We start from the raw sequence: 633 nt of genomic DNA on the forward strand, positions 1-633 counted from the left end.
CTGAGTGGGTCACGCTGAGCAGCAGCCACAAGGCGTTGCAGGCTGGGCGCGGGTGTTCGGTCAGGTCGAAGAAGTGCCCGCTGCGCAGGCTGGGCTGATCGCTTTTGCCTTCAGCCAGCTGATAGTCACGGCGATGGCGCTCCAGGGCCTGGCGGGCGAGTTGTCTGCCAAGCTTTTCGTTTTTATGCCGCACCGGGTAACGATAGTCTTCGAGTGTCGGGCTGAACTCGGCAGTGAATTGGCTTTCGAGCAACTGGTTTGGCCGTGCCAGGTCATAACCGCGATGCGTGGTGGTACTGGTGCGGGTGCTGAAACACACGGCGAACTGGCTGACGACAGGCTGCTCGGCGGCCATGCCCGAGCCTTGCTGATAAGCCGTCGCGCCCAGTTTGGGGAAGTAGGTCTGATCCTCGGTGAAGACCAACTGATGACCTTCCTGGCTGTGCTGGTGGTGCCAGGCAATCCCGTCCTCACAACACAAGCGCTGGATGAACGCGAAGTCGTTCTCAGCGTATTGCGTGCAGTATTCGCGCTCCGGGCTGGTGCTGACATGAAAGGCATACGCATCGGCCTGAATGCCATGCCCACTCAGCACCTGGGCGATGATTTGCGGCACCGTCAGGTGCTGGAAAA

Annotated in this window: 1 protein-coding gene; it reads right to left on the bottom strand. The window is 60.3% G+C overall.

The genetic code is table 11. The features are described 5' to 3' along the window. The coding region (gene tssI, locus AACY52_RS29165; protein ID WP_339561195.1) for a type VI secretion system tip protein TssI/VgrG at positions 1 to 633 on the bottom strand (633 nt) is incomplete at both ends.

It is taken from the genome of Pseudomonas sp. EA_65y_Pfl1_P113 (assembly GCF_963970525.1).
In the GTDB taxonomy this organism is placed as follows: domain Bacteria; phylum Pseudomonadota; class Gammaproteobacteria; order Pseudomonadales; family Pseudomonadaceae; genus Aquipseudomonas; species Aquipseudomonas tritici.